This window comes from Kribbella sp. NPDC048928 (assembly GCF_043197975.1).
Taxonomy (GTDB): Bacteria; Actinomycetota; Actinomycetes; order Propionibacteriales; family Kribbellaceae; genus Kribbella.
Map to the genome: position 1 here is coordinate 1 of NZ_JBICUC010000013.1, position 25,345 is coordinate 25,345.

Here is a 25,345-nt window from a genome sequence, read left to right on the forward strand (position 1 = left end):
GCTCCGACTCCTCAGCGTGCTCCACGTCAGACATCATCTCGGTCATCAGATCTACTCCCACGATCGGGGAGTTACACCGAACTTCTTACAGTCCCCCGCCGAGTCGACTACCTCCTGTCGTTACGGCGTTGTCGGTGGGGTGGGTCAGACTGGGTGGGTGAGTTCGGTGGTGCGGGTTTGGCGGCATGGGCGGGTGGTGGATCCGCAGTCGGTGGTTGGGGGGTTCCGGAAGGGGCCGGGGGATCCGGCGTATGTGTTCGATGCGGGGCGGCGGACTGTTTGGCGGGCGACGCGGACGCCGGACGGGGCGGTGCTGCTGCGGTTGACGCCATATGCCGGGATGGTCGAGGCGGAGGCTTGGGGTCCGGGTGCGGCCTGGGCGCTGGACGGCGTACCGGAGTTGCTGGGGGAGCGGGACAGCTGGGAGGGGTTCGAGCCGCTGGCTGAGCACCGGGCGCTGGTGGATGCGGCGCGGCGGTTTCCGCATGTTCGGGTGCCGCGGTCGCGCGCGGTGTTCGAGGCGATGGCTGCGGCCGGGATCGAGCAGGTGGTGACCGGCAAGGAGGCGTTCCGGGCGTGGCGGTTGCTGCTGCGTGAGTACGGGGAGCCGGCGCCGGGGCCGAGTGTGCAGGGCGATCGGCAACTGATGGTGCCGCCCTCGCCGGAGGAGTGGCGGCTGATCCCGTCCTGGCAGTGGTTGCGGGCAGGCGTCGAGAACCGTCGCTCGCGTGTTGTGGTGACGGCGGCGACGCGGGCGCGCGCACTGGAGCGGACGCTGGAGCTGAGCGACTCGGCCGAGATCGAGCGGCGGCTGCGGTCGCTGCCGGGCGTCGGGGTGTGGACGGCCGCCGAGGTACGTCAGCGTGCTCACGGCGACGCCGACGCGTTCTCGTTCGCCGACTACCACGTCTCCCGCAACGTCTCGTACGCCCTGATCGGCGAGGAGCTCGACGACGACGGCTGCGCGGAGCTCCTCGAGCCGTACCGAGGCCACCGCTTCCGAGTCCAACGCCTCCTCGAACTGGCCGGCATCGCCCACCCCCGCCACGGCCCCCGCAAGGCGCTGCCGACCCACACGCCGGGCGCCACGCATCGGCTGAGATAGCCCTGGGCACTGGTCGGTGCGATGACGATCAACGGGGACGGGCTGTACCTGGTTGCAGGCCTGGCGCTGCTGCTCGGCGCCGTCCTGCCGCGGCTCCTGGCCCGGTACGCCGTGTCCGCGCCGATAGCGTTCCTGGGTGTTGGCATGCTTCTCGGGCTCGCCGTCGACCGGAGCCGCCTGAGCCCGATCGCCGAGCCCGGGATCACCAAGCACCTGGCCGAACTGACTGTCATCGTCGCGCTGATGGGCGTCGGACTGGCCATCGACCGGCCGATCAGCCTGCTGAACTGGAGCGTCACCTGGCGGCTGCTGTTCATCGCGATGCCCGCGGGTGTCGCCGCACTGACGGGTGCCGGCTGGCTGCTCGGCATCGCGCCCGCCACTGCCCTGCTGCTCGCCGCGATCCTGGCGCCGACTGACCCGGTGCTCGCGTCCGACGTACAGGTCGAGGGGCCCGCGACCGGGGAAGACGCCGAGCTCGACGAAGAGGACGAGGTGCGGTTCGCCCTGACGTCGGAGGCCGGACTGAACGACGGGATGGCGGCGCCGCTGGTTTATCTGGCGGTGTTCATCGCCACCAAGAGCTTCTCCCCAGTGCACTGGGCGGCGTGGGACCTGGTCGGCAAGACCGTGATCGGGGTGGCCGTCGGCTTCGGCGCCGGGTGGTTGCTGGGGCGGATGACGTTCGCGGCACCCGCTCGCAGCCTCAGGCTCGCTGAGTCGCGGGAGCCTGTCCTCGCACTGGCTATGACGCTGGGTGTGTACGGCCTCACGCAGGTGCTGCACGGCTACGGATTCATCGCGGTCTTTGTGGCCGCGCTCACGTTGCGATCGGCCGAGCGACGTCACGAGTTCCACGCCGAGCTGCACGACTTCATCGGTGAGCTCGAGCACATCCTCACGTGGATGGTCCTGCTGCTGCTCGGAGTCGCGGTCACCGCAGGCCTTCTCGGGCCGCTGACGATGAGCGGTGTGGCCATCGGCGTCCTGCTGGTGGTCGTGGTCCGTCCGCTGCTCGGGTGGCTGGCGCTGGCGCGGTGCGAGCTCAGCCGGGCGGAGCGATGGGCGACGGCTGCCTTCGGCGTACGGGGAGTGTCGTCGGTGTTCTACCTCGCCGCGACCGGTGCGCACTTCCGGGAGGACCTACCGTGGCTGTGGGCGACGCTGGGGTTCACGGTGATCCTGAGTGTCGTCCTGCACGGCATCGCGGCGACGCCGGTGATGCGGTTCCTGGAGCGCCGCGGCTGAGATCGCGCGTCTCGGATGGTGGGATCACAAGACACAATATGGACCCGATTGGGTAATCTCGGGGGAGCTCATCCAGAGGGACTGAGGGAAACGGCCCGTTGACGTCCCGGCAACCCTCCCCGCCGTACGCCCGTCCGGGCCGAAAGCGAGGGACCGGTGCCAAATCCGTCCCGCGCCGAGATCCGGCTCCCGGGGAAGATGAGAGGGGAACCTCACTCATGAGCCAGACCGCCACCCACACGATCCGTGAAGGTGCCTTCGGCAACGGTACGCACCTGAGCTGTCGCGCCTGTGGGGCGAAGTCGCCGCTCGGCCCGTTCTACGCGTGTATGGAGTGCTTCGGTCCGCTGGAAGTCGGATACGAGTACCCGACGATCACCCGCGAGCAGATCGAGGCCGGACCCAAGAACATCTGGCGGTACCAGCCGCTGCTGCCCGTCCCCGTCGACGTGGCCAGCTACCCGAACACCGAGCCCGGCTACACCCGGCTCATCGACGCGCAGAACCTGGCCCGCGAGCTCGGCCTGCGCAAGCTGTGGGTGAAGGACGACTCCGGCAACCCGACGCACTCCTTCAAGGACCGTGTCGTCGCGAGTGCCCTGAGCGCCACCCGCGAGCTGGGCATGAAGGTCTTCGCCTGTCCCTCCACCGGCAACCTGGCCAACGCCGTCGCCGCGGCCGCCGCCCGCGCCGGGATCCGCTCGGTCGTCTTCATCCCGAAGGACCTGGAGCGGCCCAAGATCATCACCACCGCGGTGTACGGCGGGACGCTGGTCGCGGTCGACGGCAACTACGACGACGTGAACAAGCTGGCCTCCGAGATCGCCGGTGAGGAGGAGGGCTGGGCGTTCGTGAACGTGAACGTCCGCCCGTACTACTCCGAGGGCTCCAAGACCCTCGCCTTCGAGATCGCCGAGCAGCTCGGCTGGCGGCTGCCGCAGCAGATCGTGATCCCGGTCGCGTCCGGCTCGCAGCTGACCAAGATCGACAAGGGCTTCACCGAGCTCGGCAAGCTCGGCCTCGTGGACGCCACAGACTACAAGGTGTACGGCGCGCAGGCGACCGGCTGCTCGCCCGTCGCCCAGGCGTTCCGCGACGGCCACGACGTGGTCAAGCCGGTGCGTCCGGACACCATCGCCAAGTCGCTCGCGATCGGCAACCCGGCCGACGGACCGTACGTCCTGGACGTCGCGCGCCGGACCGCCGGCGCCATTGAGGACGTCAGCGACGAAGAGGTCGTCGAGGGCATCCAGTTGCTGGCCCGTACCGAGGGCATCTTCACCGAGACCGCCGGCGGCGTGACCGTCGCGACGCTGAAGAAGCTGATCGCGACCGGGCAGCTCGACCCCGAGGCCGAGACCGTGATCATCAACTCCGGCGACGGGCTGAAGACGCTCGACGCCGTCGCCGACCGCGTCGGCCCCAAGGTGACCATCCCCGCGTCGTACGACGCCTTCGTGAAGGCAGGCCTGCAGTGAGTGTGAGTGTTCGCGTCCCGACCATTCTGCGTCCGTACACGCAGGGCGTCTCCGAGGTGTCCGCGGAAGGCGCGACCCTGACCGAGGTGCTCGACTCGCTCGACGTGTCGTACCCGGGGATCAAGGGCCGTGTGCTCGACGAGTCCGGCGAGCTGCGCCGGTTCGTGAACGTGTACGTCGACGACGACGACGTACGGTTCGCGCAGGGGCTGCAGACCGCGGTCAAGGACGGCGGCCAGGTCTCGATCATCCCGGCGGTCGCCGGCGGCTGCTGACGCCTGGTTGTTGCGGTGCGAGCTGTCGTGGTTTCGGAGTACGGCAGGCTGCCGGAGATCCGTGAGGTGCCGGAGCCTGCCGTGGCCGACGGTGCGGTGGTCGTGAAGGTCGAGGCGACGGGGTTGTGTCGCAGCGACTGGCACGGGTGGATGGGGCACGACTCCGACATTGTGCTGCCGCATGTTCCGGGGCATGAGTTCGCGGGGACGATCGCGGCGGTCGGGGCGGGAGTCGAGGGCTGGGCGGTCGGCGATCGGGTGACGACGCCGTTCATCTGCGCGTGCGGGACGTGCGAGCAGTGCCTCGAGGGAAATCAGCAGGTCTGTCCGAATCAGTTGCAACCGGGGTTCAACTACTGGGGTTCGTTCGCGGAGTACGTCGCCGTGCCGTACGCCGGGGTGAACTTGGTGCGACTGCCCGACGCGATGGACTTCGCGACTGCTGCGGGTCTGGGCTGCCGGTTCGCGACCTCGTTCCGCGCGGTCCACCAGGTTGGTCAGGTTGTCGCCGGTGAACGGGTCGCCGTCTTCGGTTGCGGTGGCGTCGGGCTCTCCGCCGTCATGATCGCCTCCGCGCTGGGCGCCGAGGTCATCGCCATCGACACCAACCCTGAGGCTCTTGAGCTTGCCCGGCAGCAGGGCGCCAAGCACAGACTCCAGGCTCCGGTTCTCGACGGTGGTTCCGGCGTGGGCTCGGTCGCTGCGCGGATCCGTGAGCTGGGCGGTGCGCACGTGACGATCGACGCGCTCGGCTCCAACGACGTCATCCAGCAGGCCCTGCATGCGCTTCGGCCGCGTGGTCGGCATGTACAGGTCGGTCTGCTCCCATCCGGCGTGACGCTCGACGTGGGCCGCTTGATCAGCCAGGAACTCACCTGGCTCGGCAGCCACGGCATGCCGGCCCACGCCTACCCCGAGCTGCTCAACCTAGTTGCTGTCGGCAACCTCAACCCCACCCAGCTCATCACCCGAACCATTGCCCTCGACCAAACCCCCACCGCCCTCGCCGCCCTGACCAACGGCACCCCGCCCGGCATCACCATCATTACGCCGTAGCACGCGCTTGGCCTTGCTCGCGGTCGGCGGCTTTCCGGAATGTTTTTCGCGGTGGACGCACAATTGTTTCCGGAAAGGCTCGCTAGAACGGCGAGCTAGAGGCGGATGAGGTAGACCGTGGGTGGGCGGCCGGTGCGGCCGTGTTGCTGGGTGCCGGTGGGGGCGGCGAGGCCGGCGCGTTCGAGGCGCTTCAGGACGCGGCGGGCGGTGCGGAGCTGGACGGCCAGGTGGTCGGCGACGTCCTGGGTGGTGAGGCCGTCGGGGAGCGCGGCGGTCAGCTCGCGCATGCGGGCGAGCGTCTGGGTGTTGAGCCCGACCCGGCGCGCGAGCAGCGGGAGGCTCTCGGTACCGCGCGGGCCGGCCGGTTGGTCGCCGGACGGTTCGATGACGATCTCGACGTCGTCGGACATCGAGACGACGCCGGCGACGGAGCCGATCGAGGCGGCGCGTCCCACGGCCCGCCGGGCGAGCGCCTCGGCTTCGGCTGCCGTACGGCCGACACCGAATCCGACGTACGCCCTGCTGTGCCGCGCCGCCAGGTGATCGAGCAGAGGCATCCGGGCGAACTGCTCCGTGGCCTGCTCCAGCAGGCCGCGGGTGGTGACGACCAGGTGCCGGCCGTCGGGGAGCGCCGCGAGGCTGCCGCCGAGCGTGATGAGGTCCGCGGCGAGCGCGTCGTCCGGCTCGGGAAGGTCGATGATGCCCAGCGCGACCTGGGCGTCGCCGACGTGCTGGCCGGTGGTGGTGAGGATCAACGCCTGCAGGGTCGAGCGGATCGAGTACCGCGACGGGGCGAGCCGGACCGAGGGCATCTCGTTCTCGATCAGGTGGAACGCCGAGCCCAGGCAGCTGATCGCGACCAGCGCGCCGTGCTTCTCGCGTGCGGTGCGGTGGAACTCGACAATGTCGTCCGAGGTCAGTCCCGGCCGGTACGGCAGTACGTGGATCTGGTCGGTCGGCAGCTTCGCCTCGATCAGCGTCTCCAGCACCTCGGCCCGCCGGAGCGTGTCGATCGAGAACTGGGTGACGTTGTGCCCGAGCCGGAGCAGCTCGACCAGCGCGCGCAGCAGGGTCGCGCCGTCGTACGAGACGTACATCGCCGGCCGGTCGATCGCGCCGGCCTCGGTGGCGATCGTGTACGGAACGACGCCGGTGAACAGGAACGCGTCGACGCTCGAATGCGCCTGCTCCACGAGGCCGACGGCCTCAGTCTCGTGCCGGTACGGCAGCGCGACCAGCGTGGTGCCGCTCGGTGCGCCGACCACGACCACCCGCTGCACCAGGTCCTCGGGACCGACCACTCCGACCGCGAGCGCCATCAGTCCACCGAGCCCGGAACTGAGCGAATCCTCACGGCAGTCCTCCGACGACGACTTCTGGTCCGGCCCTCAAGTCGCAGAATAGCGCAGCAGGGCCCGAGATCTTGACGTTTCGGTCGTGCTCTCCTAGTTTCGGTCAAGACCACAATTGCCGCCACCCCCTGAGGCGGGTCCAGGGAGCGTCGGTGTGGTGGAGCGAAGGAGGGAGCGCCCCACCTCACTGCCCCCAGTGGTCAGTGCAGTTCCTCCAGGCAGCGGATCACGAGCTCCCGTTCGCCCGGAGGCAGCTCCGGCCCGTACGGGTCGTGCGCGGCCGCGGCCGGAATCAGCCCCTCCCATTCGGCTGCCCAGAGCATGCGCTGCACGTAGCCCTCGATCGGCGCATAGAACGTCGCGGCCGCGAACCGGTCCAGCCGGTCCGACGCTGCCAGGAACTCGGAGTGCTCGCCGGCCGTCCAAGCGCGCAGTACGGCGGCGGACAACTCGACCTGTGCGGACGCGATCCCGACGAGTGCCGTGTCGGCGCCCCACATGAACGACGGCCCGTACATCCGGTCCTCGCCGGTGATCAGCAGCTTTCCGCTGCCACGCCCGGCCCAAATTGCGTCCTGACACCCGATCGCGCGATCAAGCGTCGCGGTCTTCACGCCGAGCATCGCGTCCAGCGAGAGCAGATCGCGGATCAGCTCAGGTGGGTACGGGTACCCGCCGGCCTCGCCGTGCAGGTAGAACCCGACCAGCGGCAGCCCGCTCTCCGCCGCGACTCGCTCATGCAACGCGACCGCCTGCGCATGCCCTTCCGCTAGCGCCGCTCGTTCCGCTAGCGCCGCTCGATCCCCGAGCGTTGCTCGTTCCGCTAGCGCTGCTCGTTCTCCGAGCGTTGCTAGTTCACCGAGCGCTGCTAGCGGGTAGACCATCACGGCGTCGGCTCCGCCGGCGGCCGCGGCGCGTGCCATCTCGACGGTCTCATCCGCTGCCTCTTGGAGCGTGTGCGCCGACGAGGACTTCGGTACGCCGACACCGGCCACGATCGGCAGGTCGGTCGCGGAGCGCCACGTCTCGAGCACCTTCGCGCGGTCACCGGGTGACAGGTACAGCCCGCGCCCGGTGTGGGCCCACACTGCGACCCCACCGACTGCGTGCCGGGTCAGCGTGACGGCGTACGCGGACAGCGCGTCGTACGCGATGACCCCGTCGGTGTCCATCGGGGTGACGACGGCCGGGAGCAGTGTGCCGCGGAGTCGTTCGACGAGTGGATGCATCGGATGCCTCTCAGATGTCGTGGCCGAGACCGGGGCCCTGGGGTACGTCGATCCAGCCGTCGCAGTCGGCGAACACCGTCGGGGCCAGCGGGTCCTCGTCGACCATCAGCGGCCCCACCAGGTCCGCCGCGACGGTCGCACCGGGGACGGCGGCGGCCAGGTGGACGGCGGCCAGCGTCGCCACGCCCAGCTCCGGCATCGAGCCTACCTTCACTGCGAGCCCGGCGGCCTCGGCGACGGCGGCGATCTGCAGGGCCCGGTGCAGCCCGCCGACCTTGAGGATCTTGATGTTCAGTACGTCGGCGGCGCCGCGGCGCGCGATCTCCAGGGCGTCGTGCAGCGAGTGCATGCTCTCGTCGACCATCACGCGGACGTCGAGGCGGTCCCGGAGCCGTACCAGCCCGGCGAGGTCCCAGCGCGGCAGTGGCTGCTCCAGCAGGGTGAGGCCGGCGGTGCTCATCTTTGCCAGGTACGGCAGGGCGGTGGTGGCGTCGTACCCCTCGTTGGCGTCCAGGCAGAGCTCGGCGTCGGCGGGGATCGCGGCGCGGACCGCGCGGATCAGCTCGAGGTCCTTGGCCGGGTCGTGGCCGCCCTTGACCTTGAGGTGCATGAACCCGCGGTCGGCGTACTCCGCGGCCTCGGCGGCCATCTCGTCGAGCGTCCCCAGGCCGACCACCCAGGTGGTCTGCACGCGATCGCGGACGCTGCCGCCGAGCAGCGCGTGCACCGGCCAGCCGCTGAGCCGCCCGGCGAGGTCGAAGAGCGCGATGTCGAGGCCGGACTTGGCGACCTGCTGGCCGCGCAGTACGCCGTCCATCACGACGTGCGCACCGGCCCGGTCGAGCGGGTCGCGGCCGATCAGCGCCGGGGCCAGATGCTCCTCGATCGCCGTCTGGACGCCGGCCAGCGTCTCGCCGGTGTACGCGGTCATCGGGGACGTCTCGCCGATCCCGACGGCACCGTCCGCGGTGTGCACCTCGACGACCAGGCTGATCAGCTCGTTGCTCACGCCACTGCTGATCTGGAACGGCCGCCGGTACCGAGCACTCACCACCCGCGTCTTCACGGCACTGATCGGCGCAACCGTTCCCCCGTCCGGCAACCCCGCCGGTTCTGCTGCAAGACTCATACCCGGCTCCAAGGGTCGCAATTCGGTAGAAAAGCATTTACGGTCAAGACCGTAAATACCCCGAGCGCTCCCTGTCAACGGAAGGTGGCACCCCGATGCGGCTGGGTCTGTATCTGAACCTCTACGGCACCCCGGACGAGCGGCCGCAACTGGCGGACGCCGTCGAGCAGGCGAAGCTGGCCGAACAGGCCGGATTCGAGTGGGTCGTGCTCGGCGAACGGCACCTGCACCGGCCCGGCTACCACGAGATCCTCACGTCGCTGACCTGGCTGGCCGCGCACACCGAACGGATCGGGATCGCGACGGCCGGGATCGTCGCCCCGCTGTACGACCCGGTCGTGCTCGCGGAGACGCTGGCGCACCTCGACGTACTGTCCGGTGGGCGGGTGACGGCCGGGTTCGTGCTCGGCTACCGGCCGGAGGAGTTCGCGCTGTACGGCGTGACGCAGTCCGAGCGGGTCGCGCGGTTCGAGGAGGGGCTGGAGATCCTCACCCGGCTGTGGACGACCGACGAGGTCACGTACGACGGGAAGTTCACCAGCATCCAGGACGCGTACCTGTCGCCGCGCCCGGTGCAGTCGCCACGTCCGCGGATCTGGAACGGCGGGCGCGTGTCCGCGGTACTGGAACGTACGGCGCGGATGTGTGACGGCTGGACCACGTCGTTCAACGAGCTCGACGCGGATCTGCCCGCGAAGATTGCGGAGTACCTGGCGTACCCCCGCGGCGCGGAGTCGCTCGGCCAAGAGGTGATCCTGTGCCGCGAGGGGTACTGCGCTCCGACGTCCCAGGACGCCCGTCAGGCGCTCGAGGAGCCGCTGCGGGACCTGTACGACGCCTACACCGGCTGGAAGCGCACGTCGACGGACGCGGCCCGCTACACCCAAGGCTGGGACGACATCGTCGATCGGAGCGTGATCGGTTCCAAGGCCGAGTGCGCCGAGCGGCTGGCGCACTACGAGCAGATGGGCGCCGACGGCATCATCCTGCGTATCCAGCCGCCCGGCATGTCCCAGGCCGACGTACTCAGCTCGATCGAAGCGTTCGGCGAACTCATCAACTAGCCCCGCCGCCCGGACCAGGCCTCCGGCCGTGCAGACGAGCGGGTTCCGGCGCATGTGCCGTCTGCGAGAACCCTCGAGCTGGTTATCCGCTCGGGTTGAGGGTTCTCCGGTGGTGTGCGAGTGAAGAACCCACGACGCCGGTGGATATCCACTCTCAGCGGGCAGTACAAGGGTGGTGGCGGTGCGCTGGTCGCCGCTGAGGGTGGTGCGGCTCGCCTTCGTTGCAGGCGTACCTTCAGTCGGCGGATTTCACCATCGCCTCGACCTCGGACTGGACGAGTCCGGGGTTGTCGAGGGCAACATCATGGGAGGTGTTTGCGGCAGTGACGAGCCGCCGGTTGCCGGCCGCCTTGGCGAACTCGGCCTGGGCGTTGCGCCACGCCTGGGCGTCGGGCGGTGAGGTCGGGAACGGGGTCTGGGCCGACGCGATGACGGTCGCGGAGACGCCGGACGGCCAGGTCATCTTGTGGTACGCCTTGTGCTCCGGCACGTAGTCGGCGGCGACCGCCAGCAGTTGGCGCTCCGGCTTGGTGGGGTTGGGCTTCTTCTTCAGCGCGTCGACCTGAGGCTGCGTGGCTGCCGCGACCCGCGCGATCTCGGAGTCGGTGTAGAACTGCGGCAGGCTGGCGTCCACGAGGACGGCTCCGCTGACCTGGTCCGGGTGCTGGTCGGCGAAGTACGTGGCGATCTCCCCGGCCTCGGAGTGTGACACCAGGATCACCTTGGTGGCTCCGAGCTCGGTAAGCCCGGTCTCCAGGTCCGAGACGGCGTTCTCGACCTTCCAGGGGCCGGGGACCTCGTCGCTGGCGCCCATCCCCTCGCGGTCGTACGTGATGATCTCCGATCCGGTGCTCTTCGCCAGTACGGGGGCGAGGTTCTTCCAGTAGCTGGAGTCGGCGCCGCCTCCTGCGTCCAGCACGATCGCCGGCAGGCGGCCCGGGGTGACCTGGAAGGCCACCTTGTGCCCGTTGCTGGAGATCAGGTGCGTACCGGCCGTTGCAGGCGTGCTGGTAGCGACAGGCGATGGGGTTGCGGTGCTGTCAGAGGGACCGCAACCCGCGAGGATCCCGGCCGCCGCCACGGTGGCGCCCACGGCGATCGCCGTACGCCGGAACAGGGTTGTTGAAGTCATGTGCACAACTCTGCTCGCGCACCGTGCTCCGGACACGGGTGCTGGAACCCCAGCGGGTAGAGACAAAACCCCACCGTACGAGCGTTGACCTGGAGCGCGCTCAAGCCCCTAGCGTCGCGTTAATGGACTACAAACAGCTGGGCGGCACCGGGCTCAAGGTCAGCGAACTGGGGCTCGGGGCAATGATGTTCGGGGACCGGACCTCCGAGGAGGACAGCCGGAAGATCCTGCAGACGTTCACCGATGCGGGCGGTACGTTCATCGACACGGCAGACGCGTACGGCGCCGGTGCATCCGAGGAGATGCTCGGACGCTGGCTGAAGACGCAGCGCCGTGAGGACTACGTGATCGCGACCAAGGTCTACTGGCCGGTGGAAACGCCTGATCGCGGGCTGTCTCGTAAGCGGGTTCTTCATGCCGTCGACGCCAGCCTGCGGCGGCTGGGCACGGACTACATCGACCTGTACCAGCTGCATGCCTGGGACGAGGACACCCCGCTGACCGAGACGCTGTCGACGCTCGACGGCCTGGTGCGGGGAGGCAAGGTCCGGTACGTCGGCGTCAGCAACTTCCGCGGGTGGCAGCTGCAGAAGGCGGTCGACCTGTGTACGCAGAACGGCTGGGAGCCGCTCGCGAGCCTCCAGCCGCTCTACACGCTCCTCGATCGCTCACCTGAGTGGGAGCTGCTGCCGGTCTGCCAGAACGAGGGGCTGGGTGTGGTCACCTGGTCCCCGCTGCGCTCGGGGTGGCTGTCCGGTGCGTTCCATCGCGGCATGACGGCACCCCCGGTGGACAGCAAGGTCTCGACGCCTGGGACGCATGCGTGGGAGCGCTACGCCAACGAGCACACCTGGCACGTGATCGACGAGTTGAACGCTGTCGCCGCCGAGACCGGGCGCACTGTGCCGCAGGTCGCGGTGCGCTGGCTGATGCAGCGTCCGGGCGTGACCGCACCGATCATCGGTCCGCGTACGCCGACGTACCTCGATGATCTCCTCGGCGCTGCGGACTTCACGCTGGCCCCCGAGCTGATGCACCGCCTCGACACCGCAAGCCGGCCCGCGTCCGTGCCGTACCCCTACTTCTTCTGAGCGGCCTGATTGCCGTAGTAGGTGATCTTGTCGTCCAGTACGTCGAGCGCGAGATTGAGCTTCGTCACCTCGCCGCGCAACCGGGTCCGATGATCCTCGAGCAACTCGACCAGCCCGGCCGGGCCGTCCGTGTGATCCCGCATCCGGCCCATGAACCGTTGCAGATCAGCGATCCCGAGCCCCGCGTTCCGCAAACACACCAGCAGCCGAACCCAAGCAACATCCCACTCGCTGTAAACCCGTTGCCCCGTACTCGTCCGCTCCACCGGCCCGAACAACCCCAGCCGCTCGTAGTAGCGCAAAGTATCCAGACTCAACCCAGTCTCTTCCGAAGCCTCAGCAGGCGCGTACGTCGTCATACCCCTATAACAGCACCCGCGCGTGCTACGCGGGTGCTCTGTCGTCGCGACGCCCCTCCGAGGCGCCCACTACACCCGCTCCCACCCACCCGTATCTTGCGGGCCAGCGTCCACGTGCAGCGGGCTGCCCGGCAACTCGATGGGGTTGGGGAGGATCTTCTACCCGATTCGGGACAGGATCCTCCCCAGATGCTCGACGCCAGCCCCCGACGCTCAGGCGTAGCACGCGTGGGGCTCTTACGCTTTTAGGCCGGACATTGCTATGGAGTCGGTTAGGTAGCGTTGGAGTAGGCCGAAGACGAGGAGGCTGGGGACTACCGTGATGGTGGCGCCGGCCATGACCTGGTTGATGGGGACTGCTTGGCCTTGGAGGGTGGCGAGGCCGACGGTGAGGGTTTGCATCTTGCCGGACTGGCCGATCACGAGCGGCCAGAGGAAGTCGTTCCAGTGCCACAGGAAGACGAAGATGCCGAGCGTCGCCAGGACCGGGCGGATCAGCGGCATCACGATCATGGTGAAGATCCGCCACTCGGGGGCGCCGTCGATCTCGGCCGCCTCGAACAGTTCGTCGGGGAGTTGCATGATGAACTGCCGCATCAGGAACACGGCCTGCGAGTTCGCCAGCGTCGGGACGATCAGGCCCCAGTAGCTGTCCACCCAGTCCAGCTTCGCGACCAGGATGTACGACGGGATCAGCGTCGCCTGGAACGGCACCATCAGCGTCGCCAGGAACGCCCAGAACATCACCTCACGGCCGGGGAACTTCTTCTTCGCGAACGCGTACCCGGCCATCGACGCGAACAGCAGGACGCAGGCGACCGACACCAGCGAGTACAGCAGCGAGTTGACCGTCCAGCGCGGGATGTCAGAGCTGGACAGTACGTTGCGGAAGTTCTCCAGCGTGAAGTGCGCCGGGTTCAGCGCGCCCGGGAACGTCTGCCCGCTCGGCGGCGCGAACGCGACCAGCACCATCGCCGCGAACGGCACGATGGTGACGATCGCGGTCAGCGCCAGCAGGGTCGGCAACGTCAGCCGTGCTGTCGTACGCCGTCCCGCCGCGGGCCGGTCGACCACGGGACGTACCGGTGGTCGATCGAGTACCTGAGCCATCTAGTCGTCCCTCCCGACGAGCCGGCGCTGTACGAGCGAGACGATCAGCACGATCAGGAACAGCACCAGACCGATCGCGCTGGCGTAGCCGAAGTCGAAGTACTTGAAACCGCTGTCGTACAGGAAGTACACGATCGAGTAGCTGGCGTGGACGGGGCCGCCGCCGGTCATCACGTACATCGCGTCGAAGACCTGGAACGCGCCGATCGTCTCGATCACCAGTACGAAGAACAGCACCGGCCGCAGTTGCGGCAGCGTCACGTACCGGAACCGTTGCCAGGTCCCCGCACCGTCGATCATGGCCGCCTCGAGGTACGACTTCGGGACCGCCTGCAGGCCCGCGAGCAGGATCAGCATCGAGTATCCGAAGCCCTTCCAGGCCGACGTCACCGCGATCGACGGCAGTACGGTCGAGGACTGGCTGAGGAAGTCGATCGGGCCGATGTTCACCAGTCCGAGGATCGAGTTCAGCAGGCCGTCCTGGACGTCGTAGATCCACTTCCAGATCACTGCGGCCAGGACGATGCTGGTCACGTACGGCAGGAAGAACACGCCGCGGAAGAAGCCGCGGTTCCAGACCACCTGGTGCAGCAGGATCGCGGTGCCGAGCGAGAGCAGGACGGTCAGCGGTACGAAGATCACCGTGTACGTCAGCGTGACCAGCAGCGCGTCGTGGAACATGTGGTCCGACAACAACCGCGTGTAGTTGTCGAGGGCAATGAAGTCCCACTTCCCGCTGATCCGGTAGTCGGTCAACGAGAGCAGCAACGCCCCCACCACCGGCAAAAACCGGAAAGCCAAGAACAAGACCAGCATGGGGGCGACGAACAGCAGGCCGACCCAAGGGCGTTTCAGCGCGCCGCGCCGCCCTGCGGGCGGCGCGGCGCGGGAGAAGAGGCGAGACCGGCCCGGCTGCTTCCCCGGGCCGGCGGATCCAGCCCGGGCCGGGCCTGCGGCGGGTCCCGCCCGACCCGCCGCCGTGTCTGGCTGGCTGGCCTCGGTCAACGTTGTCTCGACAGGAGGTCGTTGGCCTGCTTGGCGGCGTCGTCGAGGGCCTGCTGGGGCTGCTTCTTGCCGGTCAGCACGGCCTGGATCTCCGTGCTCAGGAACGACATGATCTGCCGTGCCGCCGGGTTCGGCTCACCCGGGACGGCGTCCTGCAGCGCCGCGGCGAACTTCGGCGCGTTCGGGTCGGCCAGCTCGGACTTCGCGTCGCTGCGCGGCGAGTAGTACCCGGAGGCCTTGGCCAGCGGGTCCAGCTGGGCCGGCTGCATCATGAACGTCAGGAACTTCTTCGCGCCGTCGATGTTTTCCGACGCCGCGTTCACGACCAGACCGCCGGGCAGCCCGAGCGCGGCCGCCTTCTGGTCCTTCAGCGGCGTACCGATCTCGACGTTCGCCGCGCCCCAGGTCTTCGCCACGGTCTGCGCGTCGGCCAGTACGGAGCTGAACGACATCGCGACCTTGCCCTTGCCGAACGGCGAGTCCGCCGGCACGTTGCCCGCGGTCAGCGCGGTCTTCGGGATCGCGTCCTCGTCCCACAGCGTCTTCAGGAACGTCAGCGCCTTCAGCCCCGGCTCCTGGTTGAACGTGACGCTCTTGCCGTCGTCGGCGAACACCTTCCCACCGGCCTGCCACAGCAGCGGGTAGAAGTTCAGGTTCAGCGTCGCCTCCGGCGAGGCCGAGTAGTCCAGCGTCTGGAACCCGGCCGCCTTCAGCTTCGGCGCGGCCGCCTTGACCTCGTCCCAGGTCTCCGGCGGCGTGGTGATCCCGGCCTTGGCCAGGACCGTCTTGTTGTACATCGTCGTGGTGACGGTGTGGTAGATCGGTGCGCCGTACACCTTGCCCTGCACGGTCAGACCGGGCACGGCCGACGGCAGGAACTGGTCCTTGAGCGGGTTGACGACGTCGTCGACCGGCTCCAGGTTGCCGTTCACGACGTACTGCGGGATCTGGTCCGGGATCATCGGCAGCACGTCCGGGCCCTTCTTGCCGGAGAACGCGGCCGCGAGCTTCTGGTCGCGGTCGGTCCAGGGCTGCTGCTCGATCTTCAGGTCGATCCCGGAGTTGGCCGCCTCGAAGTCGGTCTCGACCTTCTTCCAGTACGTGTCGTTGGCCGCCTTGTCGGCGATCACCGGGTACATCCACAGCGTCAGGCTCTTCTTGCCCCCGCTGCTGCTGTTGTCGTCGCTGCCGCCGCAGGAACTGAGCGCGGCGGCGAGAACGAGCGCCGTGAGTGGTGCCGCGATGCGGCGGACGGTGGATCTCATCACACCCCCAGGGTGTCCGGAAGTCAGGGCCGGAATGGGTTGAACCGAATAACGGTCAGGACCGAAAGTAGCCGGGGCGAATTTCGGATGTCAACGGCTGATATCAATCCGGAACAGCTCCGAGCCGCTCGTCATCAGCAATTGGTGGTCTCCCCGGACGCCCAGCCGCCGGTGCGCGTGCTCGACGAACAGCGTCGGGACGGACTTGTTCCCGGGCGCGATCCGGTAGATCTTGTTCAGGTCGATGCTCACGTAGACGGCCTCGGAGGTGGCAACGAGGTCGCCGCTGGAGGTCGTCGTCCCGAGCGTGAAGGACTTCTTCAGCTTGCCGCTGTCCGGGGCGACCGCGAACACCGTCTTGCCGGCCACGCCCCAGAGCAGGCCGTCCGGCCCGATGGCGACCGACGAGACCGTCGCCGCACCTGGCACCGGTACGGTCTCCCAGAGCTTCTTCTTCTTGGCCACGTCCCACGCGAATACTGTGCCCGCCTCCCGGGTCGGGGGTGTGGTGGTGAGGCCGCCGGCGATCGACGTGCCGCCGTACACGATGCCGCAGTTCGCGGTGAGGCCGAAGACCGACTCGTCCTGGACGACGTTGCGGTACTTCTCCGCCGTACCGGTCTTCGGGTCGTAGATGACCAGGGCGCCGCCGAGCCGGTCGCCGTCCGGGACGGTGCCGACCGCGATCTTGCCGTTCACCTCGGCCAGCGCCCGGGCGCGGGTCTGGAACAGGTCAGGCTTCAGGTTGAGCGCCTGGACCGGGTTGTCCGGCGTCCCGGGCGGGCCGGGGGAGTACTCCGGGCTGCTCCACGGCTTCGACGTGTCGTACGAGTAGAGGCGGGCCTCCGGATAGGCGCCGATCCAGACCTTGCCGTCCGAGCCCTCCATCAGGGCCTCGACCTGCGAGAACCGGTTGAACGTGGTCGCGCCGGTGTCCGGGTTCACCACCGACACGCCGCCGTTCAGGAAGCCGCCGGCGTAGATGTTGTCCTTGCCTCCGGCCACCGACAGGATCTCGATCGGCTCCCGGCGGACCTTGGTCTGGAAGATCTCCGACTTGCCGGTCTGCGGGTTGTACCGGAACTCCTCGCCACGCCAGAGCGTGCCGACCACGCTGGTGCCCGGGTAGTCGGGCAGATTCAGGTCGGCGTACCCGATCGCGCGCGCGTTCTGGATCCGGCCGGTGAAGGTCAGGCCGGTACCGGTCAGCGTCTTCGTGGCCGGGTCGTACTTCTTCAGCTCGCTCGCCTGGATCATGTACAGCGAGCCGTCCGCGCCGATCGGCGAGATGTCCAGGCCGTGCTCGTTCTCGATCTCGTCGACCCAGGTCCGGGATGCGATGTCCCAGACGTACATCGGGCCGGGGAACGCGGTGCTGACCCGGGTGTACACGCGGCCGCCGCGGACGTTCAGGTCGTAGACGACCTTGTCCTTCGGGTCGCCCATGTTCGGCGGCGCCGGGATCTCGGTGACCGCGCCGCTGGCGACGTCGATCTCCTGGAAGTACGCGTCCGGCTCGGTGCCCGTGTAGAGCTTGCCGTCGGCGTAGTCGATGCTCTTCACGTACCCCTGGCCGGCCTTGATCGTGCCGTAGTCACGGACCGCGCCGGTCGTGTGGTCGAAGCTGAAGACGCGGCCGTGCGGGTACGTACCGCCGTACACGTTGCCCTGCTCGTCGACCGTGATCCGCAGGATGAACGACTCGTCGGCGAGCGGCCGCCCGAGGTCCTCGGCGGTGGTCGCGCCCGGCTTCAGCCGGTACAGGTGGCCGTTGTTGTACGTGCCGGCGTAGATGGTGCCGTCGGGCGCGGCGGCCACCGCGTAGCTGCCGCTGGCGCCGGGCAGTGCCACGGACAGCAGGCTGTCGCCGGTGGCCGGGTCGACGGCGTTCAGGTACGCCGGGCTGCCGCTGGACACGTTCCAGATCGCGGTCTTGCCGTTCGGGCCGGGCGCGACCGTGCCGCCGATCAGCAGCACGTCGGACAGCGGCGTACCGAGCGAGGTGATCGTCGCGGTCGGTGGATGGTGACCCGCCTGGGCTGGTGTGGCCGCCACAGTGGCGAACACCGTGGCGAGCAGTGCGGCGAGGGTCAGGGCGAGAAATGAGCGGACTGATCGCATGCGATTGCCTCCGGGGTGCCGTATTTACGGTCCTGTCCGAAAGTGAAGCCCTCGCGGCGTGACGAAGTCAACGCTTCAGCAGAATTTGCCACTACTGGCAGCGACCGGCCCGGTTACGGCCTCAGCCGTTAACCCGCGGGAGCTTCGCCAGCAGCTCCTGGAGCAGCTCGCGGGTCGCGGCGAGGTAGCTGTCGTCGCGCTGCAGCGCCCGCCGGAACGCGGCCAGCTCGGCCGGCGAGATCGTGTTCGAGAACGTACTGACCTCGGTCAGGTCGAGGCGCCGGTTGAACAGGTGCACGGTGTCGCGCCAGCGGTGCATCAGCCCGACCAGGTCGGCGTCCTTGTGCAGGCCGAGCGCACCGGACACCAGCGCGAGATCGACCGCCGACACGATCAGCCGCGGGTACACCTGCCGGCTCGTCGGGGCTTCGGGCGAGAACCGTGGGTCGTTCAGCAGCCGGGTGTTCTCGTGCAGCTCGTCCGCGACCGCCCGCAGCACCTCGGTCCGGCGTTCCGCCTCCGACGTCAGCCGTTCGACGAAGATGCCGGTCAGCCCGGCGACCAGCGTCAACGAGTTGACCGCGGGCTCCCAGCGCGAGTTCCCCGGCCAGATGAACCAGCTCACGCCCAGTACGAACGCGACCGCGAGCAGGCCGTACGTCACCCAGCTGACGACGGTCCGCCGGTTCACGTCGACCAGATGTCGTCGGCCAGGGTGTGCTCGGACGCACCGGCCGACTCCGGGGCGAGCAGCAGTAGCTCCAGGCCGAACGGGTTCGCCCGCCGGGCGTACCGGAACTGCGACTGGATCGCCTCGATCGGGGTCAGCTCGCAGGCCTCGGTGAGCCGCTTGAGGCGGTCGGTGGAGTACTTCCGGGTGGTGTAGAGCCGGATCGTGTCGCCGATCGGCAGCACCACCTCGGTGTGGTCGGGCAGCTCCATCCGGACCTCTTCGCCGGTGTCGTTCTGCCAGAGGATCTTGACCAGCAGCGCGTCGTCCTCGACCTCGCCGACGAACTTCACCAGCTCGTGGTTGATCTTCAGATCGGTGTTGTACCGCAGGGCACTGGTCACGAACTCGGCGAACGCCCGGGTCTGGTGGTACTCGTCCGCGGCCGCGTCGGCCGACTCTTGGTCGAGCCGGGTCGTACTGGCGACCTCGAGCAGCAGCCGGTCCTGCGGCCGCAGCACCCGGGTCAGCGTCTCGAGCAACTCCTCGTCGCTCTCGAAGTTGGCCAGGGTGTTGCCGGTGAGCGTGAACAGGATCGGTTCCTCGCCGACCAGCCGACCGAGCATCTGCGCCAGCTCGTCGACGTTGTCGTCGATCGAGAAGTCCAGCTGCACCGGCAGCACCTGGGAGACCGGGAACCGGGCCCCACGGACCGGCTCCAGGGTGCCCATCCGGAGCATCTCGGAGCTCATGTCGACCGGGATGTAGTACATGTCCGGGTTGTGCCGGAGCATGTCGCTGAGGATCGTGGCGTCCTTGACGCCGGTGCCGACCCCGAGGCTGACCAGGTGGAACCCGCCCTTCTCGACATGTGGCCGGAGCTTGCGCCAATGCCGCAGGAAGGACTCGGTCCCGGCCTTCATCACCAGGTAGAACGGGTCGTTGGTCGCGTTCGCCCAGGCGATCGTCGGCCCGATGCCCCAGTACGAGAAACCGGACGTGATCTGCTTGCCGTCGCCGGAGTCCGAGAACGGCCCGCGCAGGTCGCCGGTCAGCGTGGCCAGCTTGTCGGTCTGGTCCTCGCCGACGAGCAGCAGCGACCACGCGAAGTCGTCGTCGGCCAGCGCATGCTCGAGCTTCCGGATCACGGGTACCGGGTCGGTCACGTCTCACCCCTCACACGATGAGACGTCAGGCTATCGGTTGCCGCCGACCACTGCCCGGCGGTTGGCGGGTCAGCCGCGGGGTTACACCAGCGTGACTGCGTCGGCCTCCCGGCCCTTCGGCCCGTCGACGATCTGGAACTCGACGTGCTGCCCGTCCTCCAGCGTCTTGTACCCGTCCGAGACGATCTTGCTCCAGTGCACGAACACGTCGTCGTGCCCGTCGACGGCCAGGAAGCCGTACCCCTTGTCCGCGTTGAACCACTTCACGGTGCCGCGCACCATCGAATCTCCTCGACCACGGAACCTGCTTCACCCAGGCCCCTCGCGACCAGCAATCTTAATGGAGCCGCCCAGGAGCAGTGCCGTCCCCACCAAAGCCGCGCTCACCCACAGCGGTCCGCGGAAGCCGGAGACACCGATCGCGAGCCCGCCCAGTACGGGTCCGGCGGCCGCTCCGACGTTCAGCGCGGCGGTCGCAAGCCCACCGGCCAGTACGGGATGTTGCGAGCCGGCGTACAAGGCGTACGCGATCAGCGTCGAGCCGACCGCGAAGGACAGCGCTCCCTGCAACAGCACGAGGACGACGGACGGTACGAGGTACGCAGCGCTCAACGCGAACGCGCACCAGCCGAGCAGCAGGATGCCGCCGGCAACGAGTACGAGCCGGTCGTCGTGGCGGTCGGCGTACCGGCCCGCGACGGTCACGCCCGCGAACGAGCCGAGACCGAAGAGCGCGAGCAGCAACGGCACCCACGCAACGCCTATCCCGGTGACGTCGGTGAGGACCGGCGAGAGGTACGTGAACGAGCAGAACGTCGCGCCGTTCACGAGCGCACCGAGCAGCAGCATGACGGCGAGTCGTGGTGAGACGCCGATCCGCCCGACGGACGCCGGTCCCGTGGTGCGCGAGGGGACCGAGCGGAGGATCCCGATCAGCGCGGGCAGGGAGATGATCGCGACCGCCCAGAACGCGGACCGCCAGCCGAAGTACCTGCCGAGCACCGCCCCAGCTGGTACCCCGACGATGCACGCGAGCGTCGTACCGCCGAGAAGGACGGACGTGGCGCGGCCCTTGGCGTCCGCGCGGACGAGGCCGGTGGCGGTGGCGAGGGCGATCGCCAGGAAGCCCGCGTTCGCGAGCGCGGCCAGTACGCGGGTGGTCAGCAGGACGGTGAAGCTACTGGTCAGCGCGCCGACCACGTGGGCGCCGAGGAAAACGATCAGTGTCGCCAGCAGGGTCCGGCGGCGCGGCCAGCGGGCGCCGAGGACGGCGATCGCCGGGGCGCCGACGATCATCCCGAGCGCGAACGCCGACGTCAGCCAGCCGGCCGCCGGGATGGAGACGCCCAGGTCCTGGGCGATGTCCGGGCCGAGCCCGGAGAGCATGAACTCGGAGGTTGCCTGGGCGAAAACGGCCAGGCCGAGCAGATACAGCACAAATGGCAGTGCCAGAGAAGGCATGGAAGGACTCCGCAACCATGAGAAGACGTGCATGACTCGTCTCCGGCGGTTCCGGTGCCTGTGCACGGGAACGGCCGGTGGTTACGGTCTGTCCGCCTCCGGGCTGCTCACGCCCAGGAGCCTAGGGAACGGCGCTCAACGCCGTCCACCGAGTTACGTACGGCGGGAGGCTGCCAGGCCGAGGAGGCCGGCGGTGACCAGCAACAGGGCGCTGGTGACGCCCAGGTCGTCGGTCTGCAGGACGCCGTTGTCGGTGAGCATCCAGATCGTGGCCGCACCGGTCAGCACCGTGCCCGCCACCACGCCGGGCACGTCCGGCCGGGTCGGTCCGGTTCTGCGCTGCTGGCTCATCCGCGTTCCACCTTGATGCTGCCGAGTTTGAGGTTCAGGTCCAGGGTGACCTGCTCGCCTGCCTTGCCGTCCGCTCCGAGATCGTCGAGCGCCACCTTCGTATTATGCCCGCTGTGGTGGTTGTCGCCGAGGTAGGAGACGTCACCCATCTCGGTCGACAGTTGCCCCTTCAGGTCGACGTTCGCCGGCACCTTGACGATCACCTCGCCGACACCGCCGTTCACCTCGACCGTCGCGCCCGGGCCGAACGTCGCCTTGGTCAGGTCCAGGTGCACCGACCCGGCGTCGAACTGGTAGCTCGACCCGGTCGACGTGATCGTCGTACCGGTCGGCGCGACGTAGTTCGTGTCGGCGAAGTTCCGCGGTACGTCGGTGAACACCGTGCTCACGACCGCGCCGACGGCGAGCAGGATGCCGAGCGGGAGCAGCCCCAGCGTGCGGCCGACGAACCCGCCGAGCAGCATGCCGGCACCGAGCGTAGCCACGCCGACGATCAGCATCGTCGAGGTCGCCGCGCCGGCCAGCGCGGCGATGGCGATCGCGAGACCGGTCAGCACCACGACGATCGACTTGACCCCGCGCATGCCCTTCGCGGGCGGGGCGGACTGTTTGCCGGCGGCCGGCTGACTGCTCGAGGCCGGCTCGTCGACGTACAGGCCGAGGGGGTCGTCCTCGGTCCACACAGGCTGGACCGGTTCGACGGTGCGGTCCTGGGGTCGCTGTGGGGCCGAGGACGACGGGCCCGCCGGGGGTGCTGACGGGCCGGTCTGCGGGGGCGTGTACGCCGAGTTGTACTGCTGGCCGGCAGCGGGCGGCGTGTACTGCTGGCCGGGCGCCGGCGGCGTGTCCTTCGGCCGCGGCTGCTGGCCGGGCTTGCCACTGCCCTTGCGTTGCTTGGAGATCAGCCAGAGGATCCCGATCACGATCAGCGGACCGGGGATGAAGTGCCCGAACTTGAACGTCGACATGGTCGCGATCCCGGCGAACACGCAGATCCCGATCACCACCGGCCAGAACCACGGGTGGTCGATCCGGATCCGGTTGCCGAGCAGGCCCTGGACCACCGCACGGTCGCTGCCCTCGTCGGGCATCAGCGCCCAGGCGGCGACGTAGAAGATGATGCCGGGGCCGCTGATGATCAGTACGGCCATCACCACACGGACCAGGACCGGGTCGATGTTCAGCGCGCGGCCGATGCCGCCGCAGACGCCCGCGACCCAGCGGTCCGACCTGCTGCGCCGCCACGTCTGGGGGTTCTGGAGGCGGTTGCGGTCGAACCCGGCGGGTCCGTTCTGGTTCTGGTCCATGGCATCGATACTCACGCGAAATCCGGCGTCAGGCATCGGGGATGCACCCTGAAGGCCCCCGGAGTGACCCCAGTCCGGGAGGCCGGGCTCGGGGTTCTCCCCGAGCCGACCCTGAGCCTGACGGGCGGTCGTTGAGGAGCAGGCCGGGGACAAGCCTGCTGGTGTCCGGCCGATCCACATGTGACGATCGTTGTGATGAGCCAGCCAGCAGCCGCGCCGCCGGGCGGATCCTCCAGCAACGGAGGCCAGCCCGAGGTTACGCCTGGCCCCGGTCAGAACCAGAGCCAGAACCAGTGGCGCTACAAGGGCTGGGGTCCGCAGGGGCCGGCCGGGCAGTACCAGGGCCCGTACGCCGCCTACGCGGCCCGGATGGGCAATCCGCCGCCGTATACGCCGTACACCGGTCTGCCGCCGCGCCCGAGCGCCGAGGCCCCGCGACCCGGTGCGGATCCGCGGCCGAGCACCGAGCCGCCACGCCGGGCGTACCGGCGTACCGAAGGGCGCGTGATCGCGGGTGTGGCGGGCGGCATCGCTGACCACCTCGGCGTGTCGGACACCGTCGTACGGCTGGTGCTGATCGCGACCACCGTGTCCGGTGGGTTCGGCATCCTGATCTACGCGGCGCTCTGGTTCCTGATGCCGCTCGCGCCGGAGACGGTGCCGGGCGCTCCCGGGCTGGCCGCACACACGCGGAGCGGGCTGCGGAGCGACGAACCGCCGGCGCCGGTCACCGAGGCGAAGCAGCGCAAGCGCGAGAAGAGCCGCGGCCAACTGCCGGCCCTGGTGGCGATCGGGATCGGGCTGTTGATCCTGCTCCAGGTCGCCGGGTTCGGCGTCGCCGGGAAGCTGTTCTGGCCGCTGATCTTCGCGGCGACCGGTCTCGCGCTGATCTGGCGGCAGGCCGACGAGAGCCAGAAGGACAAGTGGACCCAGGACATCCGGGTCCCGATCCTCGGGCTGGTGCTCGGCAAGGGCGGCTGGAAGTCGCTGGTCCGGATCGGCGTCGGGCTGGTCCTGATCGGTACGGCGGTGACGCTGTTCCTGGTCCAGAACGGCCGGCTCTCGATGGTCGGCGACGTACTGATCGCGCTGCTGCTCGCTGTGGTCGGCATCGGTGTCATCGCCGGGCCGTGGGTGCACCGGCTGAGCCGCGACCTGAACTCCGAGCGCGCCGAGCGGGTGCGGTCCCAGGAACGCGCCGACATGGCCGCGCACCTGCACGACTCGGTACTGCAGACGCTGGCGCTGATCCAGAAGCAGGCCGAGGACCCGAAGGCCGTCGCCCGGCTGGCGCGTTCGCAGGAGCGCGAGCTGCGATCCTGGCTGTACGACGAGGAGCACGACGCCGACCAGACCATCGCCGGCGCTGCGAAACAGGCCGCCGCGGAGGTCGAGGACTCGCACGGCGTACCGATCGAGGTGGTCACGGTCGGCGACTGCGACCTGACCGAGCAGCTCGCGTCGATGGTCAGGGCCGCCCGGGAGTCGATGGTGAACGCCGCCAAGCACTCCGGCGCCGCGAAGATCGACGTGTTCGTCGAGGTGGACGGCGACCGGGTGGAGATGTTCGTCCGGGACCGCGGCAAGGGGTTCGACGTCGACGAGGTCCCGGACGACCGGCTCGGCTTGCGGCACAGTGTGATGGGCAGAATGGAACGGCACGGCGGCCGCGCAACGGTGCGGTCCGATCCGGAGACAGGCACCGAAGTGCGACTGGAGATGGACAGATGAGCAGCAGGCGCGTTGTCGTCGTCGACGATCACGACATGTTCCGGGCCGGAGTACGCAGCGAGATCGGCGCGTCGGTCGACATCGTCGGGGAGGGGTCCGACGTCGACACCGCGGTGAAGGCGATCGTCGGCACCGAGCCGGACGTCGTCCTGCTCGACGTGCACCTGCCCGGTGGCGGTGGTACCGAGGTGATGAAGCAGGTGCACCAGCGGCACCCGGACATCAAGTTCCTGGCGCTGTCGGTGTCGGACGCGGCCGAGGACGTGATCGGCGTGATCCGGGCCGGCGCCCGTGGCTACGTGACCAAGAACATCTCCGGTACGGAGCTGGTCGACGCGATCGGCCGGGTCGCCGACGGTGACGCGGTGTTCTCGCCGCGGCTGGCCGGCTTCGTCCTGGACGCGTTCTCCGGCGCCATCGACATCGCCTCCGTGGACGAGGACCTCGACCGCCTGTCACAGCGCGAACGCGAGGTCCTGCGGCTGATCGCCCGCGGCTACGCGTACAAGGAAGTCGCCCGCGAGCTGTTCATCTCCGTCAAGACCGTCGAGACCCACGTCTCGTCGGTACTCCGCAAACTCCAACTCTCCAACCGCCACGAACTAACCCGCTGGGCCACCGACCGCCGCCTGGTCTAGCC

General features: G+C 68.9%; 24 protein-coding genes and 1 riboswitch. Of the genes, 9 read left to right on the forward strand and 15 right to left on the reverse strand.

Annotation, left to right across the window (positions count from 1 at the left end):
- The first annotated feature begins 157 nt into the window (after positions 1-157).
- The 5 genes from ACGFI6_RS39675 to ACGFI6_RS39695 all read left to right on the forward strand — a co-directional run bounded on the left by ACGFI6_RS39675 (position 158) and on the right by ACGFI6_RS39695 (position 5,162).
- The gene (locus tag ACGFI6_RS39675; RefSeq protein WP_393127860.1) at positions 158-1,105 is read left to right on the forward strand and encodes a DNA-3-methyladenine glycosylase family protein; all 948 of its coding nucleotides are present in this window, start codon (positions 158-160) and stop codon (positions 1,103-1,105) included.
- A gap of 21 nt (positions 1,106-1,126) precedes the next feature.
- A complete protein-coding gene (locus ACGFI6_RS39680; RefSeq protein WP_393127861.1) occupies positions 1,127-2,353 on the forward strand; it encodes a cation:proton antiporter in 1,227 nt (408 codons plus the stop codon).
- A 65-nt stretch (positions 2,354-2,418) separates the two neighbouring features.
- A riboswitch (SAM riboswitch) is annotated at positions 2,419-2,558 on the forward strand.
- A gap of 13 nt (positions 2,559-2,571) precedes the next feature.
- Positions 2,572-3,831 (forward strand): threonine synthase, encoded by a 1,260-nt coding sequence (gene thrC / locus ACGFI6_RS39685; RefSeq protein ID WP_393127863.1) that lies wholly within the window; start codon positions 2,572-2,574, stop codon positions 3,829-3,831.
- On the forward strand, positions 3,828-4,106 hold the full coding sequence (locus ACGFI6_RS39690; RefSeq protein ID WP_393127865.1) for a ubiquitin-like small modifier protein 1: 279 nt from the start codon (positions 3,828-3,830) through the stop codon (positions 4,104-4,106). The genes thrC and ACGFI6_RS39690 overlap by 4 nt, the downstream gene beginning before the upstream one ends.
- 15 nt (positions 4,107-4,121) lie before the next feature.
- Entirely contained in the window at positions 4,122-5,162 is a 1,041-nt protein-coding gene (locus ACGFI6_RS39695; RefSeq protein WP_393127866.1) for a zinc-dependent alcohol dehydrogenase family protein, read from the forward strand.
- 95 nt (positions 5,163-5,257) lie between these two features.
- Here ACGFI6_RS39695 and ACGFI6_RS39700 read toward each other — a convergent pair whose 3' ends face one another.
- The 3 genes from ACGFI6_RS39700 to ACGFI6_RS39710 form a co-directional block, all read right to left on the reverse strand.
- Positions 5,258-6,481 carry a hypothetical protein gene (locus ACGFI6_RS39700; protein WP_393127867.1) on the reverse strand — a complete coding sequence of 408 codons (1,224 nt, stop codon included), beginning with the start codon at positions 6,479-6,481 and terminating at the stop codon, positions 5,258-5,260.
- A gap of 233 nt (positions 6,482-6,714) precedes the next feature.
- The gene (locus ACGFI6_RS39705) at positions 6,715-7,743 is read right to left on the reverse strand and encodes a dihydrodipicolinate synthase family protein (protein WP_393127868.1); all 1,029 of its coding nucleotides are present in this window, start codon (positions 7,741-7,743) and stop codon (positions 6,715-6,717) included.
- 10 nt (positions 7,744-7,753) lie between these two features.
- Entirely contained in the window at positions 7,754-8,872 is a 1,119-nt protein-coding gene (locus tag ACGFI6_RS39710) for a mandelate racemase/muconate lactonizing enzyme family protein (RefSeq protein ID WP_393127869.1), read from the reverse strand.
- Positions 8,873-8,967: 95 nt separating this feature from the next.
- Between ACGFI6_RS39710 and ACGFI6_RS39715 the strand changes: the two genes are divergently transcribed.
- Positions 8,968-9,936, forward strand: a complete 969-nt coding sequence (locus ACGFI6_RS39715; protein WP_393127870.1) for an LLM class flavin-dependent oxidoreductase — start codon at positions 8,968-8,970, stop codon at positions 9,934-9,936.
- A 235-nt stretch (positions 9,937-10,171) separates the two neighbouring features.
- Here the strand turns inward: ACGFI6_RS39715 and ACGFI6_RS39720 are convergent, their stop codons facing one another.
- Positions 10,172-11,068, reverse strand: a complete 897-nt coding sequence (locus ACGFI6_RS39720; RefSeq protein WP_393127871.1) for an alpha/beta fold hydrolase — start codon at positions 11,066-11,068, stop codon at positions 10,172-10,174.
- 122 nt (positions 11,069-11,190) lie between these two features.
- Between ACGFI6_RS39720 and ACGFI6_RS39725 the strand changes: the two genes are divergently transcribed.
- Positions 11,191-12,159, forward strand: a complete 969-nt coding sequence (locus tag ACGFI6_RS39725) for an aldo/keto reductase (RefSeq protein WP_393127872.1) — start codon at positions 11,191-11,193, stop codon at positions 12,157-12,159.
- On the opposite strand, the gene ACGFI6_RS39730 is transcribed toward ACGFI6_RS39725, so the two are convergent.
- From ACGFI6_RS39730 to ACGFI6_RS39780, 11 genes are all read right to left on the reverse strand, one after another.
- Positions 12,147-12,518 (reverse strand): MerR family transcriptional regulator, encoded by a 372-nt coding sequence (locus ACGFI6_RS39730; RefSeq protein ID WP_393127873.1) that lies wholly within the window; start codon positions 12,516-12,518, stop codon positions 12,147-12,149. The two genes, ACGFI6_RS39725 and ACGFI6_RS39730, sit on opposite strands and share 13 nt — an antisense overlap.
- A 237-nt stretch (positions 12,519-12,755) precedes the next feature.
- Positions 12,756-13,628: a carbohydrate ABC transporter permease gene (locus ACGFI6_RS39735; protein ID WP_393127874.1), complete on the reverse strand. Its 873-nt coding sequence runs from the start codon at positions 13,626-13,628 to the stop codon at positions 12,756-12,758.
- Positions 13,629-14,429, reverse strand: coding sequence for a carbohydrate ABC transporter permease (locus ACGFI6_RS39740; RefSeq protein ID WP_393127875.1), 801 nt, complete (start codon positions 14,427-14,429; stop codon positions 13,629-13,631). It lies immediately after the preceding gene.
- Between the two features lie 200 nt (positions 14,430-14,629).
- The gene (locus ACGFI6_RS39745) at positions 14,630-15,898 is read right to left on the reverse strand and encodes an extracellular solute-binding protein (RefSeq protein ID WP_393127962.1); all 1,269 of its coding nucleotides are present in this window, start codon (positions 15,896-15,898) and stop codon (positions 14,630-14,632) included.
- A 90-nt stretch (positions 15,899-15,988) separates the two neighbouring features.
- Positions 15,989-18,019, reverse strand: a complete 2,031-nt coding sequence (locus tag ACGFI6_RS39750) for a hypothetical protein (RefSeq protein ID WP_393127876.1) — start codon at positions 18,017-18,019, stop codon at positions 15,989-15,991.
- Positions 18,020-18,140: 121 nt separating this feature from the next.
- A complete protein-coding gene (locus ACGFI6_RS39755; protein ID WP_393127877.1) occupies positions 18,141-18,710 on the reverse strand; it encodes a hypothetical protein in 570 nt (189 codons plus the stop codon).
- A complete protein-coding gene (locus tag ACGFI6_RS39760) occupies positions 18,707-19,855 on the reverse strand; it encodes an L-histidine N(alpha)-methyltransferase (protein ID WP_393127878.1) in 1,149 nt (382 codons plus the stop codon). Before ACGFI6_RS39760 ends, ACGFI6_RS39755 begins: the two co-directional genes overlap by 4 nt.
- 81 nt (positions 19,856-19,936) lie before the next feature.
- On the reverse strand, positions 19,937-20,137 hold the full coding sequence (locus ACGFI6_RS39765) for a cold-shock protein (protein WP_393127879.1): 201 nt from the start codon (positions 20,135-20,137) through the stop codon (positions 19,937-19,939).
- 27 nt (positions 20,138-20,164) lie between these two features.
- On the reverse strand, positions 20,165-21,301 hold the full coding sequence (locus ACGFI6_RS39770) for a Cmx/CmrA family chloramphenicol efflux MFS transporter (RefSeq protein WP_393127963.1): 1,137 nt from the start codon (positions 21,299-21,301) through the stop codon (positions 20,165-20,167).
- Between the two features lie 168 nt (positions 21,302-21,469).
- Positions 21,470-21,667 (reverse strand): hypothetical protein, encoded by a 198-nt coding sequence (locus ACGFI6_RS39775; RefSeq protein ID WP_393127880.1) that lies wholly within the window; start codon positions 21,665-21,667, stop codon positions 21,470-21,472.
- Positions 21,664-22,989: a PspC domain-containing protein gene (locus ACGFI6_RS39780; RefSeq protein ID WP_393127881.1), complete on the reverse strand. Its 1,326-nt coding sequence runs from the start codon at positions 22,987-22,989 to the stop codon at positions 21,664-21,666. Before ACGFI6_RS39780 ends, ACGFI6_RS39775 begins: the two co-directional genes overlap by 4 nt.
- A gap of 180 nt (positions 22,990-23,169) precedes the next feature.
- On the opposite strand from ACGFI6_RS39780, the gene ACGFI6_RS39785 reads away from it, so the two are divergent.
- Positions 23,170-24,705, forward strand: coding sequence for a PspC domain-containing protein (locus ACGFI6_RS39785; RefSeq protein WP_393127882.1), 1,536 nt, complete (start codon positions 23,170-23,172; stop codon positions 24,703-24,705).
- Complete coding sequence (locus ACGFI6_RS39790) at positions 24,702-25,343, forward strand: response regulator (protein ID WP_393127883.1); 642 nt, start codon at positions 24,702-24,704, stop codon at positions 25,341-25,343. The genes ACGFI6_RS39785 and ACGFI6_RS39790 overlap by 4 nt, the downstream gene beginning before the upstream one ends.
- Positions 25,344-25,345: the final 2 nt, after the last annotated feature.

Coding starts and splice junctions, on each gene's coding strand:
- ACGFI6_RS39750 (WP_393127876.1), bottom strand. CDS start 18,019: ATGCGATCAGTCCGCTCATTTCTCGCCCTGACCCTCGCCGCACTGCTC.
- ACGFI6_RS39680 (WP_393127861.1), top strand. CDS start 1,127: ATGACGATCAACGGGGACGGGCTGTACCTGGTTGCAGGCCTGGCGCTG.
- ACGFI6_RS39730 (WP_393127873.1), bottom strand. CDS start 12,518: ATGACGACGTACGCGCCTGCTGAGGCTTCGGAAGAGACTGGGTTGAGT.
- ACGFI6_RS39785 (WP_393127882.1), top strand. CDS start 23,170: ATGAGCCAGCCAGCAGCCGCGCCGCCGGGCGGATCCTCCAGCAACGGA.
- ACGFI6_RS39735 (WP_393127874.1), bottom strand. CDS start 13,628: ATGGCTCAGGTACTCGATCGACCACCGGTACGTCCCGTGGTCGACCGG.
- ACGFI6_RS39720 (WP_393127871.1), bottom strand. CDS start 11,068: ATGACTTCAACAACCCTGTTCCGGCGTACGGCGATCGCCGTGGGCGCC.
- ACGFI6_RS39710 (WP_393127869.1), bottom strand. CDS start 8,872: ATGAGTCTTGCAGCAGAACCGGCGGGGTTGCCGGACGGGGGAACGGTT.
- ACGFI6_RS39790 (WP_393127883.1), top strand. CDS start 24,702: ATGAGCAGCAGGCGCGTTGTCGTCGTCGACGATCACGACATGTTCCGG.
- ACGFI6_RS39765 (WP_393127879.1), bottom strand. CDS start 20,137: ATGGTGCGCGGCACCGTGAAGTGGTTCAACGCGGACAAGGGGTACGGC.
- thrC (WP_393127863.1), top strand. CDS start 2,572: ATGAGCCAGACCGCCACCCACACGATCCGTGAAGGTGCCTTCGGCAAC.
- ACGFI6_RS39775 (WP_393127880.1), bottom strand. CDS start 21,667: ATGAGCCAGCAGCGCAGAACCGGACCGACCCGGCCGGACGTGCCCGGC.
- ACGFI6_RS39705 (WP_393127868.1), bottom strand. CDS start 7,743: ATGCATCCACTCGTCGAACGACTCCGCGGCACACTGCTCCCGGCCGTC.
- ACGFI6_RS39745 (WP_393127962.1), bottom strand. CDS start 15,898: ATGAGATCCACCGTCCGCCGCATCGCGGCACCACTCACGGCGCTCGTT.
- ACGFI6_RS39725 (WP_393127872.1), top strand. CDS start 11,191: ATGGACTACAAACAGCTGGGCGGCACCGGGCTCAAGGTCAGCGAACTG.
- ACGFI6_RS39700 (WP_393127867.1), bottom strand. CDS start 6,481: ATGGCGCTCGCGGTCGGAGTGGTCGGTCCCGAGGACCTGGTGCAGCGG.
- ACGFI6_RS39715 (WP_393127870.1), top strand. CDS start 8,968: ATGCGGCTGGGTCTGTATCTGAACCTCTACGGCACCCCGGACGAGCGG.